The sequence below is a fragment of the Paraburkholderia sp. RL17-373-BIF-A genome, from assembly GCF_046030175.1.
Lineage (GTDB): Bacteria > Pseudomonadota > Gammaproteobacteria > Burkholderiales > Burkholderiaceae > Paraburkholderia.
Genome location: NZ_JARESO010000056.1, coordinates 13,749 through 26,890 on the forward strand (window position 1 = coordinate 13,749; position 13,142 = coordinate 26,890).

Consider the following 13,142-nt stretch of genomic DNA (forward strand, 5'->3'; position numbering starts at 1 on the left):
TAAGGAGCTGCCGATGCTGCAATCCGCCATTGGCTTCAGTCCGGGCCCTTTTGCAGTCAGCTATTCCCCTTCAGACACACCCGGCAAAGAATAATGGTGTCCGCGAAGATGCCCGGCACGGAGTCGGTTCAACTCGCCGTTCAAGCAAGTGCCATCCTGGCTGCAGGGTCAAGAGCATACTGTCGCCATCCATGCCTCTCAATTGTCTGAAGGTGCGAATCATGGGAACCGATAGCCCCATCCACTCGGAGCGCAACGCAGGACGCGCACAACGATGGCTTCGCTCGTTGCCCGTCATTCAGGTCGTCAAAGGGTATCGGGCAAGCTGGCTGCCGAAGGATCTGGCCGCGGGTCTGGTGCTGACCACGATGCTAGTGCCGGTCGGGATCGCTTACGCGGAGGCGTCGGGCGTTCCGGGGGTGTGCGGCCTGTACGCGACGATTGTTCCGCTGCTCGCCTATGCGGTATTCGGGCCCAGCCGAATATTGGTGCTCGGGCCGGACTCCGCGCTCGCCGCACCCATTTTGGCGGTGGTTGCGCAGGTCGCCGCCGGCGATCCCTCTCGCGCGATCGCGGTTGCCAGCATGATGGCCATTGTCTCCGGTGTGGTCTGCATCGTGATGGGAATCTTGCGGCTGGGCTTCATCACGGAACTGCTGTCCAAGCCGATCCGCTACGGCTACATGAACGGCATTGCGCTCGCGGTGCTGATCAGCCAGTTGCCCAAGCTGTTCGCCATCTCCATCGAAGAACAAGGACCGCTTCGGGATCTCACCAGCCTTGTGCAGGCCATAGCCGCGGGAAAGGCCAATTGGACCAGCTTCGCGGTGGGCGCAGGAAGCCTCGTACTCATCCTCTTTCTGAAGCGTTTCGAAAAGCTTCCGGGCATTCTTATCGCAGTCGTGCTGGCGACGCTGTGTGTCAGCGTATTCGGCCTCGACAGTCTTGGCGTCAAGGTGCTTGGCAAGATTCCGCAGGGACTGCCGGCGTTCGCACTGCCGTGGGCAAGCGGCGCTGATCTGGCGAAGATCGTCCTCGGCGGCAGCGCGGTCGCGCTCATCGCTTTCGCCGATACCAGCGTGCTGTCGCGAACCTTCGCTGCGCGCGCAAACAGCCGGGTCGATCCGAACCAGGAGATGATCGGCCTGGGGGCCGCCAACCTCGCGGCGGGACTGTTCCACGGCTTCCCGATCAGCAGCAGCTCCTCCCGCACCCCCGTCGCGGAAGCCGCAGGCGCGAAGACGCAGTTGACGGGCGTCGTAGGCGCCGTGGCGGTCGCGGCGCTGCTGCTGGTGGCACCGGACCTGCTGCGTTATCTGCCCACCAGCGCGCTCGCCGCGGTGGTCATTGCCGCGGCCATCGGCCTCTTCGAGATCAACGACCTCAAGCGCATTTTCCGCATCCAGCAATGGGAATTCTGGCTATCCATCGCGTGCCTGTCAGGCGTCGCTGTCTTCGGCGCCATCCCCGGTATCTGCCTCGCGGTGGCGATAGCGATCATTGAATTTCTGTGGGACGGCTGGAGACCGCATTTCGCGATTCTCGGGCGCGTTCCTGGCTTGCGCGGCTACCATGACCTGGAGCGCTATCCGCACGGTGAACAGATTTCCGGTCTCGTGCTGTTCCGCTGGGATGCCCCGCTCTTCTTTGCCAACGCCGAGCTGTTTCAGGAGCGTCTGTCACAGGCCATCGCGGCATCGCCTACACGCGTGCGCAGAGTGGTCGTGGCAGCAGAGCCGGTGACGAGTGTGGACGTGACATCGGCCGATATGCTTCGCGAGTTGATCCGCGAGTTGGGAACGCGTGGCATCGAGTTGCACTTCGCCGAGCTTAAGGACCCTGTGCGGGACAAGCTCACGCGCTTCGAAATGACGGACCTTCTCGGGGACGCGCAATTCCATCCCACGATAGGCAGTGCGGTCGATGACCACCTCGGCAATCTTGCAGCCGAGGAGCATAACGGCGATGCTGGCCCCGCGCCGTCGGGCAAGAAATGATCGGTCGTCGCATTCCCGGCTGCATGAGTCCCGGCGCGGCTGGCGTCGCGTGGGCCGTTGCACCATTCACGTGTAACTCGATCTGCCTGTCAGGATGAATTACACGCAACTCCTCCGGCTCGTCGGCAAGCACATCCGCCAGATTGACACTCGTGAGCATTACGTTGATGCCCAAGCCGAGGTTTGTCGGATTGAAATCGGTGAGGTCGTCAAGCAACGCCTGCATGCGGGCTGCTGCTCCCGATACTCGCTCCCCGGCATTAAGGCTGCCGGATACGAAGCAGTGACCTGAATCGCCTGGACAGGGCTGCGCATGTCGTGCCCCAGCCTGCCAAGCAGGAGGTTACGGCTCTGCTCCGCCTGTGCGCTGAAAAAGGCAACTGATTCTGCAAGTGCCTGATCGATCGCTTCGTTGAAGCGAATGACGTCGTCCAGATCGGGTGCTTCGGTCATGCCGGCTCTTGGGACCCCAAGCATGTTCACAATGAATTCAAGGGTCATCTTCTGTTCGTTCAGCGGTAGGCGGTCGACGGTGAGCGGAGCCATCTGCACATTTGCTGGTCTATCGAGTGATGCCGGTTGCAAACGACCGTCTGGGCCATCTGCGTGATCAATGCCTGGGTATATCCGCCGCTGACTATGTCGGGTCAGGCCAGGTTGAACGGCAATTGGCGCTGCGGCTTGCCGGTAAGGCTCGCAATGGCGTTGGCAAACGCGGGCGCCAGCGGTGGCAGGCCGGGCTCGCCCATGCCGGTGGGTGCGTCGGCGCTCGGCACAATGTGGACATCGAACGTCGGCGTGTCGGTGATGCGCGCCACCGTGAAGTCGCCAAAGTTGCTCTGCTCGACGACACCGTCCTTTAGCGTGATGGCCGAGCCTGGCAGGCACATCGACAGCCCCATGACCGCTGCCCCCTGCACCTGTGCCTCCACACTGCGCGGGTTCACGGCCAGGTTGCAATGCACCCCACCCGTGACACGGTGCAGTACGGGACGACCCTCTTGCAAAGAGGCCTCCACCACATAGGCCACCACCGAGTCGAAGGACTCGTGCACAGCCACGCCCCATGCGCGACCGGTGGGAAGCTGCTTCTTCCCGTAGCCGCTCTTGTCCACCGCCAGCTTCAGCGCAGCGCGGTGACGCGAGTGCTTGTCACCGAACAGGCTCATACGGTAGGCCACCGGGTCCTGCTTTGTGGCGCGCGCGATATCGTCGAGCAGGGTCTGCATCACGTAGGCAGTGTGGGTGGAACCCACGCTGCGCCACCACAGCACTGGGACGTTGGTCTTGGGGTGATGCACGGTCAGGCGCATCGGCAGCGGATAGGGGTGACGCATGCCCTCGGTGGCCGTGGCGTCGATGCCGTTCTTCACCTGGAATTCCTCGAATGCCGTGCCCGAGGTAATGGACTGGCCAACAATGACATGGTCCCAGGCGAGCACCTTGCCGCGCTCGTCGAAGCCGATGCGTGCGTGGTGCAGGTGCATGGGGCGATAGTAGCCGCCCTTGATGTCGTCCTCGCGGCTCCAGAGCGTGCGCACCGGCGCATTCAGGCCGGCGGAACGGACGGCCTTGGCGACCTCGCATGCCTCGACCACGTAGTCGCTCGTGCCCACGAAACGCCGGCCAAAGCCGCCGCCTGCCATCTGCACATGCATTTTCACCTGCTCGGGCTTGAGACCCAGCACGCGCGCGGCCGCGACGGCGTCCAGGCCGGGGCACTGGCTGCCGACCCACAATTCGGCTCGCCCGTCGGACAGCTGGACGGTGCAGTTCAGTGGCTCCATCGGCGCGTGGGCCAGGTAGGGGAACACGAACTCGGCCTCCAACTGGTGCGGGGCAGTAGCTAGCGGTGCCATATCTGCGTCGAACTGGCGCGCGCCCGGGCGACCAGCCTGCTCGCGGTACTGGGCCAGCAACCGTTCGCTATCCACCTTCTCGACCGATGCCGTGTCCCACTGTAGCTTCAGCGCATCGCGCCCCTGCTTTGCCGGCCAATAGCCGTCGGCCACCACGGCCACACCTTCACCACCGCGATCCAGCGGCACGCGCAGCACGGCCTTAATCCCCTTGATGGCGCGCGCGGCGCTGTCGTCCACCGTGGTCAGTCGCGCGCCGAACACGGGCGGATGCGCCACCACGGCGGTGAGTTGGCCGGACAGATGCGTGTCGATGCCGTATTCCTGATGTCCACTGCTCTTAGCCTGCGCATCGAGGCGCGTGGTGGGGCGGCCAATGATGCGGAAGTCCTTGGGGCTCTTCAGCGTGACCTTCTCGGGCACGGGTAGCGCCATCGCAGCTTCTGCCAGTTCGCCGTAGCTCAGCTTGCGGTTACCGGCGCCCAGCACAGTCCCGGCCCGCGTGCGCAGCGTGGCCACGTCCACTTTCCAGCGTGCTGCCGCCGCGGACAGCAGCATGGCCCGGGCACGCGCGCCGAGCTCCCGGTACTGCGTGAAGCTGTTCTTGATCGACTGGGAACCACCGGTGAGGTGAATGCCGAAGAGCGGGTCGACGTAGGCGGGGTCGTTCGAGCCCTGCCGGCTGCGCACCAGATTCCAGTCCGCGTCGAGTTCCTCTGCCAGGATCATCGGTAAACCGGTTTGCACACCTTGGCCGAACTCCAGGCGGTTGATGGTTACCGTGACCTCGCCCTTGGGGCCGATTTGCACGAAGGCCGATGGCTGTTGCGTCGGCTTCAAGGCGCTGGCCGCCCGGCCGCTGCCTGTGGTTTGGCCTATGGCCAGGTAGGGAAACACGCCAAGCGCCAGTCCGCTGGCACCCACCAGCTTCAGGAAGCTGCGGCGCGGCAGTGTGGCCGCTTCCCCAGCCCGGCACCTGGTCAGCAGGTGCTGCAGGGCGCGTGGCATTTCGCTGTAGTCGAATTCAGGCAACATGGTGGCTCCTTCAGGTCAGGGCCCTGGCGGCATCGGCCACTGCGGCGCGAATGCGGGCGTAGGTGCCGCAGCGACAAATGTTGCCGGCCATGGCCGAGTCGATCTCGACGGCGGTAGGCTGCTTGCCGCGGGGCAGCGACTTCAGGAACGCCGTGGCGCTCATGATTTGGCCACTTTGACAGTAGCCGCACTGCGCTACGTCGTGCTTGACCCACGCTGCATGCACGGCGGCGCCGACTTTGTCGCTGCCGTCGGTGGTGGCTTCGATGGTGGTGATCTGCTTGCCCTGGGCCGCCGATATCGGCGTAATGCAGGAGCGGATGGCCTGCCCGTCCAGATGCACCGTGCAGGCGCCGCACAGCGCGGCGCCGCAGCCGAACTTCGTGCCGGTCATGCCCAGCGTGTCGCGCAAGGCCCAGAGAATGGGCGTGTCCGGGGCGACGTCGACCGTGTGCTCACCACCGTTGACGTGGAGCGTGCTCATGATGGGTCAGTCCTTCGCAGGTTAGGTGTGTCGCGGCAAGGGCACCTCGCTTCGCGATCAGAAGCTGCCGTCCGTGGACCTGGAAAGCGCCTCATGGGCGTGCACTGCCTTCAATCGGGCCTCGACAGCTGGCCCGACCGCCGCCAGTGCATCGCTTCCGGCCACGAACACTCTGGGCGGAGTGTCCATGCCCACAAGCTCTACCAAAACGTGGCCGAGCTTGTTCGGATCGCCAGGTTGCTTGCCCGCATAGGGAGACCACATCGCCTCGGCGCTGACCTCGGCGGCTGCGTAATCGTCGATACGTTTGTCGGGCCACTTGGCGTTGGCGGCGTCCAGCAGATCCGTGCGGAAGAATCCCGGCTCGACCACCGTAATCTTGATGCCGAACTTTCCGACCTCCTCAGCCACAGCGAGCGAAAGGCCCTCCACCGCAAACTTGCTCGCGCTGTAGGCGCCGCAGTGCATCAGGCCGACAACGCCTGCCACGGAACTGACGTTGATGATGTGCCCGGACCGCTGCTTGCGCATGACCGGCAGCGCTGCCCGCATGACATGACTCACGCCCCAGAAGTTCGTCGCAAAGAGGTGTTGAATGTCTTGCGTTCCCAGTTCCTCGTAATTGCCCAAGAGGCTGTAACCGGCACTGTTCACGACCACGTCGATATGACCGAACTTTTTTTGCGTCTCTTCGACCGCCGCCGTTACCTGGACCTCGTCGGAGACGTCCAGCCGGAGAATCTCCAGGTTCTCGCCGGCCAGGTCGCTCAGGGCATTGCCCACTTTGTCCAGGCTCCTGCCTGTGGCAATGACTCGATCACCCGCCTTCAATGCGGCCTTGGCCGTACCAGCGCCGATCCCGCTGCCAGCACCCGTGATAAACCACACTTTGCTCATGCTCAAACTCCCAGTCCTTAGTCATTGCCCTTCACTCTAGGCACATTGACTGAGAAGAAAAACACCCTGGTACTGAACACGCTTTGAAGATATTCTTCAAAGTATGAGACTCAATCAGCTTGATGGACTGCTCGCATTCTGGAAGGTCGCAGAGCACCGCGGGTTTTCTGCCGCCGCGGCAGCGCTCGAGGTCTCGCCGTCTGCGCTCAGTCAGGCGATCCGCCACCTGGAGGCCCGGCTCGGCGTCAGGCTTCTCAACCGGAACACGCGCAGCGTCAGTCTCACTGAAGCCGGACAGGCATATCTGTCCCGGATCGGGCCGGCGTTGAGCGACGTGCTGGAAGCCGGGGAGCAGCTTCATGAGCTTCAGGGTCGGCCATCGGGCATCCTGCGCATCAACGCAGCGCGAATCTCGACTGCCATGGTCCTCCAGCCGCTGCTGGCCGGGTTCCTGAAGGCCTATCCGGATGTCCACGTGGAGCTGACGAATGATGAGGGCTACGTGGACATCGTCGAAAGAGGGTTCGACGTTGGCATTCGAATGGGAGAGAGTGTTCAGAAAGATATGATCGCTCTGCCTCTCGGTGGGCCGGTTGGCGTATCGATCGTCGGATCCCCCCGTTACTTCAAGAATCATCCCGTGCCACGGCACCCATCCGATCTGATCCATCACAACTGTGTGCGATTCAGGTTTTCAGGCAGCGGGGCAATTTACAAGTGGGAGCTCGCCGTCGATGGCCGTATCGTCGAGTACGAGATCAGCGGCAATCTCACTATCAGCGACTCATTGTTCTCGGTTGAGGCTGCGCTGGATGGGATTGCCCTGGCGTATACGTTCGAGCAGCTCGCGCTTCCTCACATCCGGGCCAGGAAGTTGAAGCGCGTCTTGAGCAGCTTCTCACCGACTTTTCCGGGGTTCTACCTGTACTACCCCAGCAGACGCCAACAGCCTGCCAAGCTGAAGGCGCTGGTGAACTACGTGCTGGCGCATTCCAGCCCCGATACGATTGGAACGTCAGCAACGGTGCCGGCGAAAGACGTGTAGTAGCACGCCCATTTTTTTCGGCGGCCGAAAGTCCGCGTCGGGCCGATAGATCGCGTACGGAGGTAAGCATCGCGCGACTATTAGATAGTGGAACAACCGCCGACTGTATCGACGGCCATTCGATTCGGAATGCAAAATTCGAATGGCCGATTTGCCCGGCGGATTCAACCGGTGGATGCAACACATTAGAAGTGCGTTGAAAGACCTGAGTGAACGGACCGCGATGCAGCAGAAAAAGCTCCAGGACGTGCGGTTTGTTTTCGACAGCGCATCGGCCCGCTATGGGCGCGGACTCGTCGACAGGCTGCAGGTGGAAGAGGCGCGCGAGTCGGCGATTCAGGAACAACTTGCGTTGCTTGAACTGACGGGTCAGAGTCTTCAGGCGTCCATTGCGCTCACGAAGACGCTGGGCGGTGGTTTTCAGGCGACAGGCGACGCGCAGTCATAATCGCGATGAGCCGCGCGGGTTCTCTCGCCCACGGATGACAGGTTCGTTGCCCGTCCCGTCCCGTGTCGGGTTCGAGTCGAAATTTGTCATGGTGAACCAAGAACGGTCGTTTGGCACTGTGAGCCAAATCGTTGACGGCCCGCGCCGCGCGCCGCTCGCCAGGTCCTGCTGGCGAGCGGGTCAGCCCATGTTCCCGGGCGCGGAACAGCATGCGCCCAGATTCGTGACGGGAGTACGAGTTTCAGCTCCCTTGCAGCCGAATGTCACGTGACGACGCTCCGACGTACACCGTCCCGCCCGGCACATACCGCCAGCCATTGCGCGACGTGTCCCACACGCTCTGCATGCGCGGCGTGACCGTGACGCGAACGTGGCGTGCTTCGCCGGAGTTCAGGCCGATCTTCTCCCAGCCGACCAGACGTCGCGGCGGCTCGTCGCGGTAGGGCACGCCGAGATACACCTGCGGCACTTCCGCGCCCGCCATGCGGCCGTCGTTGCGCACCGTGAACGACACGTCGATCGCGCCGTCAGGACGATGTTTGACGGATAGCCCCGAGTAGGAGAAATGCGTGTACGACAGCCCGTAACCGAACTCGAACATCGGCGTGATGTTTTTCGCGTCGTACCAGCGGTAGCCCATGTTCAGCTTCTCCGCGTAGACGGGATCTGGCTCGAACGCGCCGCTTTGTCCCCACGTCGGCGTATCCTGGTCACGCACGGGGAACGTGACGGGCAGCTTGCCGGAAGGATTGACCTTACCGAACAGCACGTTCGCGATCGCATTGCCGCCGCCTTCGCCCGGATACCAGGCTTCCACGATCGCCGCCACGCGATCCTTCCACGGCATCAGCACCGGGTTGCCGCTTTCCACGACGACGATCGTGCGGGGATTGGCGTGTGCGACCGCGTCGACAAGCGCATCCTGGTTCGACGGATTCGCAAGGCTCAGGCTTTGCAAATCGCCAAAGTCTTCACCCGCCGGCTGCGCTACGACGACAATTGCGACATCCGAGCGGGCCGCGAGCGCCGCAGCCTGGTTGATCTCCTGTTGAGTGTACGCACGAAACGGAGTCTGCTGATCGCTGTTGCCGGCAAAGCTCACCTGCGCCGATGGCGCGAGCGCGCGAATCGCCGCAACAATGGGCGTGTTCAGCTTCAGCCACGGATTGGTCCACCAACTGCACCCAGTCGATGTGCCGAACGTCAAGCCGCCGCAACCCGCGAATGCCCCCGTGACCGGATCACGGGTATTGCCTGACCCGCCGCCCGTCAGCACCGCCGCATCAGCGTGTCCGCCGATCACCGCAATCCGTGAAAGCGAGGCCGCGGAGAGCGGCAACTGGTTGTTGTCGTTCTTGAGCAGTACCATCGACTGCTCGGAGACCGCCTGCACGAATGCGTTCGCGCCAGCGAAGTCGATCGTGGCGCCGCCCTTCGGAGGATCGTCCATCACGCCGATGCGGATCATCACGTACAGCTTGCGTCGCACCATGTCGTCGAGGCGCGCGGTCGAAACCGAGCCGCTCGCGATTGCCTGCCGAACTGCCGTGGGTGTCAGATAGACGGTGGAACCGACGTCCTCTTCCTCGTCGAGGCCGGCGTTGATCGCGTTCGCCGTGCTATGCGTCGCCCCCCAATCCGACTGGACCTGTCCTTCAAAGTGCCAATCGTTCTTCAGCACGTCGTTGAGCAGATGCGCGTTCTCGCACGCATAGTCGCCGTTGAGCCGGTTATAGCTGCACATCACGCTGCCCGGCTGCGCGCGTCTTGCGGCAATTTCAAACGGCAATAGATAGAGTTCGCGCAACGTGCGTTCGTCGATCTGGCTATTGCCGCCCCCCCGGTTATGTTCCTGCTCGTTGCCGGCGTAGTGCTTGATCGTGGCGATGACCTTCTCGCGCTGCGTGCCGTCAGTGCGCTCGGCGAGCATCTCGCCGGCGAGCACCGGATCTTCGCCGAGATACTCGAACAGCCGGCCGCCGCGCGGCTCGCGCGCGAGATTCGTGCCCCCGCCAAGTCCCATTCCGAAGCCCTGTGCACGCAGTTCTATCGCAACCTGTCTGCCGAAATTGGAAGACAGGCGGCGGTCCCAGCTTGCCGCAAGTGCGATCGTTGCCGGGAAGGTCGTGCTGGCCTGCGATGTGCTGCCGGAGCCCGTCGCGGAGTCGACCATGTTCAGGTCGGGAATGCCGAGGCGCGGTACCCCTTGAATGAAGCCCGCACCGCCTCCCGGCACGGCGGACATTGCGTATTCCGAATGAATGAACTGCAGCTTTTCGTCGAGCGTCATCTTGCTGACGAGGGTGTCGGCGCGCCGATGCGCGGCCGCCGATCCGAACGCGTTCACCGCACTTGAAGTGGGCGCGAAATCGAGTGGAAAGTCGAGTACATCCGCACGGGCCGCGACGCACACGGCGGCCGCTAACGCGACCGCTGGCCATATTTTCTTCTGCATATCTGTCTCTCCGAGATTCTGCTTTTGTTGGAATGCGGAAGCGGAGCGAGTCCGATAGGGTTCATATCGGACACGAAGGCTGGCGACGCAGGGTGGCTGCGCAAACGTTTGCCGGCCCGAACGAAATCGGGACCATCTGATTGACTGTAGCGACTCTCCGTGCTGAGTAATGTAGGAATGTAGTCTGACTACAGCATCAGTACTTTTACTAATACGATGCGTTTTTATGCTGAATGATGGTCGCCGTTAAAAATTATTGGCAATTAAATGCGTTAAACGCACAAAGCCCAATGCATTCAGCACGACGAGTACTGATTGAGACTTAGGGAAGAGGAATGCGACGGCGAAGGTTATGAGCAGAGACGCCTTATTCCGTTGACTTTGAAGATCCCAAATGAATCAAATCATCCAACGGCTGACAAGTCACGCGTCAAGGCGGCTCAGTGGCGACCCGTTCTGCGTCAATGTGGCGAATCGACTTGTTCTCCCAAGCTTGGGGCTGGACGAGTTGCGAAAGTTCGCGTCGAGTGAAAATACGCTGGGCGGGCTAACCAAGGCATACATACACCGTAACTTTGAATAGCAATATGCTGTCGTCGAGACAAGCAGACGTGCATATAAATCGGAGATGGAGATTCGGTCTGGGGCCGCATTTGGCTCAAAGGCGATGCTAAATCCGGCGTGAGGCATGCCGTCATGGTTCGAGGGACAATGCACACGAAAGTGCGGACGATGGATTGATCCTTTGCCTTCGTAATTAAAACGTGTAAAACGGTAAATCAAAACAAAGGTCATAAGGCATGGCTGTATATCTCTCCACTTGGAATCCAAAAAGGTGGACTTGGGTAGACCACGCGGATGGTATCTACCGTGTCAATAACAACGAGCCCTACGCTGTGTATTGGAGTTGTGGAAACCGTCGCAGCATCGATATTGGCGACACGTTTCTGCTGATGATGCCTGGCGGTGAGCCGAAGGACACTCGCATGGATACCCCTGAGCTTGAGCGGTAGCTCAGGTCGGCAGCGTTACGATCGGCGCTTCAGCCAGGCGCCAAGGAGACATCATGACGGTGAAGCGTATGGACAACGTCGGCATCGTGGTTGAAGACATCGATGCCGCCATTGAGTTTTTTGTTGAACTTGGCCTTGAGCTCGAGGGGCGCGCCCCAATCGAAGGAGACTGGGCAGATGGCGTCACGGGATTGCGCGGCATGCGCGTCGAAATTGCCATGATGCGTACGCCGGACGGTCACAGCCGGCTCGAGCTGTCCCGATTCCTTGCGCCACCTGTGGTCGCCGATCACCGTCGCACCCCGGTGAACGCCCTTGGTTACCTACGCGTCATGTTTACCGTGGAGGACATCGACGATACGCTCGCCCGTCTCGGTAAACGCGGGGCGGAACTCGTCGGCAAAGTGACCCGGTACGAAAACACGTATCGGCTCTGCTACATCCGTGGCCCCGAAGGAATCCTCATCGGGCTCGCTCAAGAGCTCGGGCATGGCGCCTAACCCTGGGGCGCGCATGCCATCACCTTGCGCTCAACCGCAATCGATATCAATCGACATGCGACCTGGACATTCCCCAACGCTATTCACCGGGCCCCACTGGCGATAGCGGCGGCAAGGCAGTCTCGCTGCGACTGCAGACGTGACCAGGCGGTCAAAAGCGCGTCGAGGGAGGCTAGCTCCTTATCACGAGATCCCAAACGCTGAAGCAACGAGATGTACTCCCGTCGCACTGCAATCACGCCTTCAAGCGCCACCAACGCTTGCTCAACTTCGCGGAGTTGCCGTCGCAGCTCATCGGTCATTTCAATCCTCCCGACGGACGAACGCATCCTCTTCGTACTGGACACGCTCCACCGACTCCTGTGCGCCTGACTCTCGTTGCTGATGCCAAAGGCTGCGGATAATCCGGCGAGCTTCCCTGATTCCCATTAGCACTCTCTTAAGGGCGTAGTGGGTTGACGCGGACTCCCTTGGCGCAACGTGAGTACGGGCGCGGTTTCGCTTGAGGCGTTCCCTCGCGTCCAAAGTGGACTCGCCAAAGCACTGTGTAAACGTACAGTATCGCGAGTTGCGCGTAAAGGCCTAGACTTACCATTCCGACACAAACGCGGAGCGCGCCATGGTCAGCAAGACCGTCCGCCGGACATTTTCCGGTCTGACTTCGACGTTTTCGCCAGCTCCGAAAGGCAAGCAAGGGGTCGCATATACCGTGAGATCGGCCCAGCAACGCGCCGACGAAGCCTGGAGACGCGCGACGCACGGAGTCCACAATTCCCCAGTCAGTAAAGATCCGAAGGCGTGATTTTCGGAAACCAGAAGCAAGACCGAGCCTGCCGTCCGAATTAGCTGTGATCGAAGCCGGAGACAAACTATGACTGCGCCGCAAAAACTTGACGGTGTGACGCTGAAGCCCCACGCCAAGGCTCCACGCAAGCTGATCGAAGTCCCCGACCCCGAGGCGCGCCCTGACCTTTTGGAAGCCGTTCGCCGAGTCGTGACGGAGAATCGGGAAGCTGGGGAGCGACGACCCGAGAATAATTCGATCTAGTGTCGTGGCCGTGGCACCTGTGATTTGAACTACGAGACATAGCCGCTCGGATTGGAAAAACCATCGAATCGGTTGCCGACGGATACGGCGTAGGGAATCGCTCCATGCCGATGATTCAAGCTGCGAACGCGGGAATCATTGGCGGTGCATCGATGTCATTGCGGAGGACAGCATCAGTCCCGCTGTCTCGCTTGCCAACGGAAACTGCGGCGTCACGAATTCGCGGAAGTACGCCTTGAGCGCACTCGAGGCGATCCCTTCGCGCGAGCAGATGGATGCGCTGATCGCATCGCCGCGCGCCGCAAGCATGCGACAATCCAGGCGCGGATCGGCGGCCCGACCTTGATCGCCACTATGTCGG

11 protein-coding genes and 1 pseudogene are annotated in these 13,142 nt (G+C 61.6%); 5 read left to right on the forward strand and 7 right to left on the reverse strand.

Annotation, left to right across the window (positions count from 1 at the left end):
• Nucleotides 1–221: 221 nt before the first annotated feature.
• Nucleotides 222–1,997 carry a SulP family inorganic anion transporter gene (locus tag P0D80_RS39330; RefSeq protein ID WP_408179484.1) on the forward strand — a complete coding sequence of 592 codons (1,776 nt, stop codon included), beginning with the start codon at nt 222–224 and terminating at the stop codon, nt 1,995–1,997.
• 411 nt (nt 1,998–2,408) lie between these two features.
• Here the strand turns inward: P0D80_RS39330 and P0D80_RS39335 are convergent.
• From P0D80_RS39335 to P0D80_RS39350, 4 genes and pseudogenes are all read right to left on the reverse strand, one after another.
• Nucleotides 2,409–2,623 (reverse strand): annotated as a pseudogene (locus P0D80_RS39335) (Crp/Fnr family transcriptional regulator); the annotation flags it as partial.
• Nucleotides 2,624–2,644: 21 nt separating this feature from the next.
• Nucleotides 2,645–4,891, reverse strand: coding sequence for a xanthine dehydrogenase family protein molybdopterin-binding subunit (locus P0D80_RS39340; protein ID WP_408291807.1), 2,247 nt, complete (start codon nt 4,889–4,891; stop codon nt 2,645–2,647).
• A 10-nt stretch (nt 4,892–4,901) separates the two neighbouring features.
• On the reverse strand, nt 4,902–5,375 hold the full coding sequence (locus P0D80_RS39345; RefSeq protein ID WP_132379584.1) for a (2Fe-2S)-binding protein: 474 nt from the start codon (nt 5,373–5,375) through the stop codon (nt 4,902–4,904).
• A gap of 57 nt (nt 5,376–5,432) precedes the next feature.
• Nucleotides 5,433–6,272 carry an SDR family oxidoreductase gene (locus P0D80_RS39350; RefSeq protein ID WP_408291809.1) on the reverse strand — a complete coding sequence of 280 codons (840 nt, stop codon included), beginning with the start codon at nt 6,270–6,272 and terminating at the stop codon, nt 5,433–5,435.
• Between the two features lie 103 nt (nt 6,273–6,375).
• Here P0D80_RS39350 and P0D80_RS39355 point away from each other — a divergent pair, with 103 nt between their 5' ends.
• Both P0D80_RS39355 and P0D80_RS39360 read left to right on the forward strand, forming a co-directional pair.
• On the forward strand, nt 6,376–7,317 hold the full coding sequence (locus P0D80_RS39355) for a LysR family transcriptional regulator (RefSeq protein ID WP_408291811.1): 942 nt from the start codon (nt 6,376–6,378) through the stop codon (nt 7,315–7,317).
• A 175-nt stretch (nt 7,318–7,492) separates the two neighbouring features.
• Entirely contained in the window at nt 7,493–7,765 is a 273-nt protein-coding gene (locus P0D80_RS39360; protein ID WP_408291813.1) for a TolC family protein, read from the forward strand.
• A gap of 241 nt (nt 7,766–8,006) precedes the next feature.
• Here the strand turns inward: P0D80_RS39360 and P0D80_RS39365 are convergent, their stop codons facing one another.
• Nucleotides 8,007–10,220 (reverse strand): beta-glucosidase family protein, encoded by a 2,214-nt coding sequence (locus tag P0D80_RS39365; RefSeq protein WP_408179476.1) that lies wholly within the window; start codon nt 10,218–10,220, stop codon nt 8,007–8,009.
• A 1,066-nt stretch (nt 10,221–11,286) separates the two neighbouring features.
• On the opposite strand from P0D80_RS39365, the gene P0D80_RS39370 reads away from it, so the two are divergent.
• Entirely contained in the window at nt 11,287–11,733 is a 447-nt protein-coding gene (locus P0D80_RS39370) for a VOC family protein (protein ID WP_408291815.1), read from the forward strand.
• A gap of 83 nt (nt 11,734–11,816) precedes the next feature.
• Here the strand turns inward: P0D80_RS39370 and P0D80_RS39375 are convergent, their stop codons facing one another.
• Nucleotides 11,817–12,035, reverse strand: a complete 219-nt coding sequence (locus P0D80_RS39375; RefSeq protein ID WP_408291817.1) for a hypothetical protein — start codon at nt 12,033–12,035, stop codon at nt 11,817–11,819.
• Between the two features lie 569 nt (nt 12,036–12,604).
• On the opposite strand from P0D80_RS39375, the gene P0D80_RS39380 reads away from it, so the two are divergent.
• Nucleotides 12,605–12,781: a hypothetical protein gene (locus P0D80_RS39380; protein WP_408179472.1), complete on the forward strand. Its 177-nt coding sequence runs from the start codon at nt 12,605–12,607 to the stop codon at nt 12,779–12,781.
• Between the two features lie 135 nt (nt 12,782–12,916).
• Here the strand turns inward: P0D80_RS39380 and P0D80_RS39385 are convergent, their stop codons facing one another.
• Entirely contained in the window at nt 12,917–13,090 is a 174-nt protein-coding gene (locus P0D80_RS39385; RefSeq protein ID WP_408291819.1) for a hypothetical protein, read from the reverse strand.
• Between the last annotated feature and the right edge of the window lie 52 nt (nt 13,091–13,142).

What these genes read in the sequence shown, in the direction of transcription:
- P0D80_RS39330 (WP_408179484.1), top strand. Translation starts at nt 222, where the DNA reads ATGGGAACCGATAGCCCCATCCACTCGGAGCGCAACGCAGGACGCGCA.
- P0D80_RS39340 (WP_408291807.1), bottom strand. Translation starts at nt 4,891, where the DNA reads ATGTTGCCTGAATTCGACTACAGCGAAATGCCACGCGCCCTGCAGCAC.
- P0D80_RS39345 (WP_132379584.1), bottom strand. Translation starts at nt 5,375, where the DNA reads ATGAGCACGCTCCACGTCAACGGTGGTGAGCACACGGTCGACGTCGCC.
- P0D80_RS39350 (WP_408291809.1), bottom strand. Translation starts at nt 6,272, where the DNA reads ATGAGCAAAGTGTGGTTTATCACGGGTGCTGGCAGCGGGATCGGCGCT.
- P0D80_RS39355 (WP_408291811.1), top strand. Translation starts at nt 6,376, where the DNA reads ATGAGACTCAATCAGCTTGATGGACTGCTCGCATTCTGGAAGGTCGCA.
- P0D80_RS39360 (WP_408291813.1), top strand. Translation starts at nt 7,493, where the DNA reads ATGCAACACATTAGAAGTGCGTTGAAAGACCTGAGTGAACGGACCGCG.
- P0D80_RS39365 (WP_408179476.1), bottom strand. Translation starts at nt 10,220, where the DNA reads ATGCAGAAGAAAATATGGCCAGCGGTCGCGTTAGCGGCCGCCGTGTGC.
- P0D80_RS39370 (WP_408291815.1), top strand. Translation starts at nt 11,287, where the DNA reads ATGACGGTGAAGCGTATGGACAACGTCGGCATCGTGGTTGAAGACATC.
- P0D80_RS39375 (WP_408291817.1), bottom strand. Translation starts at nt 12,035, where the DNA reads ATGACCGATGAGCTGCGACGGCAACTCCGCGAAGTTGAGCAAGCGTTG.
- P0D80_RS39380 (WP_408179472.1), top strand. Translation starts at nt 12,605, where the DNA reads ATGACTGCGCCGCAAAAACTTGACGGTGTGACGCTGAAGCCCCACGCC.
- P0D80_RS39385 (WP_408291819.1), bottom strand. Translation starts at nt 13,090, where the DNA reads ATGCTTGCGGCGCGCGGCGATGCGATCAGCGCATCCATCTGCTCGCGC.